Below are 3128 nucleotides of genomic sequence, written 5' to 3'. Positions count from 1 at the left end.
AGGGGGCGGAAGCCCCGCGGGGGACGCAGCAAGGCAGGGTTGACCAGGCGGGCCGGGGGGAGCGCGGGCGCTGTACCCACGGCCCGTAGTGAGGCTGACGCGGAGGAAGGGGAAGGCTTGGGGCAGGGGGTGCCGTAGCCGGGGGGCTTGGGCAGGGTGTAGGCCACCAGGTAGCTCAGGGCGGGGGCGCCGGGGTGGTCGGTCCTCACCGCCACCGGGGCCGAGGCGCCCACCTCCCCGCTGCCGTCGGTGGCGGTGGCGTAGAGCTCCAGGCTGGCCTTGTCGGGCAGGGTGGTGGTGGAGACGCTCAGGGTGTAGAGGCCCTCCCCGCTCGCCTCGGCGGTGCTGCCCAACAGCTGGCCCTGGTGGGGGCTGCCGGGGGCGCGGGCGTACAGCGAGACCGAGGCGACGCCGGAGTCGTCGGCGGCCTTGACGGTGACGCTGAGCCGGGCGGGGAGGGGGTCGGGGAGGGCGGAGTGGACCTCCACCGCCGGCAGGGTGCCGTCGGGGGCGGCGCAGGCGGAAAGCAGGGGCAGGAGGGAAAGGAACGGGAGGAGGGAGAGGGGTTTGGGGAGCATAGGGGGGTTCCGCGAACGGTTAGTTTTCTGTTGGCAACAGGATCAGCTCGACCATTTCAAGGAGCTCGGCGGGTAACTTATCGATCCGTCTTCGTGTAGCTTCGTCGTTGAATTTCCCAAAGGTCTTGAGATCCGGACCAATAGAGGCCAACACGTACACGACCGTTTTTTGAGGATTACCATCTCGTCTTTCCATTTATCGTGTATTTAGCGAATTGAAGAAATAATCTGTTCGAATAGGGCGCTATCGAATCCACGTCCCATGCGTAACTTCATCGCGAAATTTGAGTAGATCTCTGGGGGCTGTTTTTCCACAAAAACCTCAACTTGCTTCCCTAAGTAAAACTCCGGTAGATTCGTGTCACGACCCCTCCGTGGACCACGGCCGTCACCCCCGAGGGGAAAACCAGCCTGTACGCACCTTGCTGCGGGATCACCTTGTTATCGACCGTGTAAGCCACTTGCTCCCGCCGTAACAGGTCTTTGAGGGTCGCCTCCCCCAGCGGCAGGGGTAACGAGTCATCGTATACGACGGCCGGCTCGATGCTGGCGTCAAGTATGAGCTGGATCGCACGTAGCTTCCCTTTAACAAAGCTGAATTCAACGTTGCCGCGGCGGATGATCATCACGTCCTTACCCGGGTGGGCAACCCTCTCGACCCCTGGCATAGCGGCGGTGTCGGCAGGCTGGCTGTCCTCGTTGAAGGTAAGGAACTGGCCCGTCTTGATGAGGGAAATCAGGTCTACTCGCATATCCCCATTTTTTGCAGGGCTTTTGCCAGGAACGCTGTCTCTGCCGATCTGCCTCTGGCCAATTCCGCTAGGGCCCCCGTCTCGGTCGCTAGGTTTCTGGAGGCCGCCACCGCGGCTTCATACAGCTTCGTGCGTAGGGCAGCGCTTGATTGGATCTCTTCGCGAGCGACTATGACCGCTCTTCTAACCTCGCTCTCGGAATATCCGCTGAACACGGGCTTAAACACAATCTCTCCCCCGGCGGCTGGCAAAACCCTTAGTTCAACCCCGTTGACAGACACGTGAACCCCTTTGGTAATGACATCCTGGAAGCCAGCCGGGGATATCTTTACCGGCCCGTTATAACCTGCGTTGTGCACCAGCCATTGCCCCTGGCCCACGTGGAAGGTGTCAGCAGTAGCGACGTCCAGATTGTACATCCGGCGCAGCTCCTTGACGGTGCGCACCTCCAGCACCGTACCGCCGGTGCCGGCAGTTCCTCATTCATACCCGGCTTCCCCTCACTAGCCCACCCTGAACTGCTCCAGGGGGGTGTACACGTTACCCGTGATCCCGTGGTCCTCCATCACCGCCACCAACCCCTCGTGCACCAACACCAGGCCGAAAAGCTCTGCGGGCCGGAACATGGGCCGCCCGGCCCGGAGGCACTCCTCGGTGAGGACCAGCCTCCGGACGGCGCGGATGACGGCCCGGTCCGCGCCTTCGTCGTCGTAGGTCAGGTCGGACCGCCGGTGGTCCACCGCGGGGTAGATCTCCAGCAGGTGGAAGGCCAGGTAGTCGGACCCGAGGGCCTCCCCCGTGCGGTCGTCGATCACGTCCGCGGGGAAGGCCTCGTGGCGGACCCCCTGCGCAAAGAGCAGCTCGACGAGGCGGCGTGAGTACATGTCGATGCCGCTGACGCAGGGGTAGTTGTCGGGCCTGGGGCCCCTGCCGTCAATGTAGAAGCGGAACCGGTCGGGCCTCTTGGTGAGGGGTTGCGCCAGCCACCAGTGGGGCTCGCACTCGTGGAGCAGCGGCTCCGACCGGGCGAGCAGGGTCTTCCCGCGCCACCCTATGATCTTTGACTCAAGAACATAGTACAAGAGCGCCTCCTCTCCGTCAGAACGACTTGTTCAGCGATTTTCCCCCGCCCTTGGACATTATCTCAGCGGCCAGGCGCCGCGCCAGCGCCCTCGCCTCCTGGGCGGCCCGGGCGTCCGACCAGCCGTTCAGCGCGGCCTGTTGCTCCAACAGAACCAGTTCTCTACGGACATAGTTTGTGTAATTGGGGTGGGACCCCAGGTGGAAGGGGACCCCTGCGGCGTTGCTCCCGGCCCTTGAGCCGGGCATGAGCAGGCCGTTGTACGCCGCGTCCATGTCGAACCCACCCCTGATCGCCCGCGCGAGGAACGGGTCACCCCTGAATAGCTCCTCCGGGATCAAGTGGTGGGCCTGCAGCCCATCCCCGACTCTCCCGCCAAGATTCCGGTCCAAGGTGGTCGAGCAGTTATGCACCAGCCACTGCCCCTGGCCCACGTAGAAGGTGTCAGCAGTAGCGACGTCCAGATTGTACATCCGGCGCAGCTCCTTGACGGTGCGCACCTCCAGCACCGTACCGCCGGTGCCGTCGGCCTGCCTCACCTCATCCCCCACCTTCAAATCCCCCGCCCCCACCCAGCAGACTTGACCGTTATTCAGGGTTGAGGCTAGATAGAGGCATGAACTTACGCGAAGCCTTAGCCTCATTGGACGATCCACGCTACCAGAACCGGCGCTATCCGCTGTGGGGGGTGTGGCATTGGTGCTGGTGGCCTTTGTG

The 3128-nt window shown here is 63.5% G+C and carries 5 protein-coding genes; all 5 read right to left on the bottom strand.

Features of this window, described 5'->3' with window-relative positions:
• A partial coding sequence (locus MEICH_RS29475) for a hypothetical protein (protein WP_036219485.1) occupies window positions 1-578 on the bottom strand: 578 nt, incomplete at its 3' end.
• A gap of 335 nt (window positions 579-913) precedes the next feature.
• Window positions 914-1330, bottom strand: coding sequence for a hypothetical protein (locus MEICH_RS0116055; RefSeq protein ID WP_027893445.1), 417 nt, complete (start codon window positions 1328-1330; stop codon window positions 914-916).
• The gene (locus tag MEICH_RS28870) at window positions 1321-1749 is read right to left on the bottom strand and encodes a hypothetical protein (RefSeq protein WP_157202861.1); all 429 of its coding nucleotides are present in this window, start codon (window positions 1747-1749) and stop codon (window positions 1321-1323) included. The genes MEICH_RS0116055 and MEICH_RS28870 overlap by 10 nt, the downstream gene beginning before the upstream one ends.
• Before the next feature lie 84 nt (window positions 1750-1833).
• Entirely contained in the window at window positions 1834-2412 is a 579-nt protein-coding gene (locus MEICH_RS28865; RefSeq protein WP_027893444.1) for a hypothetical protein, read from the bottom strand.
• A gap of 16 nt (window positions 2413-2428) precedes the next feature.
• Window positions 2429-2962, bottom strand: coding sequence for an AHH domain-containing protein (locus tag MEICH_RS0116045; protein ID WP_245587691.1), 534 nt, complete (start codon window positions 2960-2962; stop codon window positions 2429-2431).
• Window positions 2963-3128: the final 166 nt, after the last annotated feature.

The sequence above is a fragment of the Calidithermus chliarophilus DSM 9957 genome, from assembly GCF_000430045.1.
Taxonomy (GTDB): domain Bacteria; phylum Deinococcota; class Deinococci; order Deinococcales; family Thermaceae; genus Calidithermus; species Calidithermus chliarophilus.
Note: the sequence above shows the minus strand (reverse complement) of the source record. Positions and strands in the feature narration are given on the sequence as shown.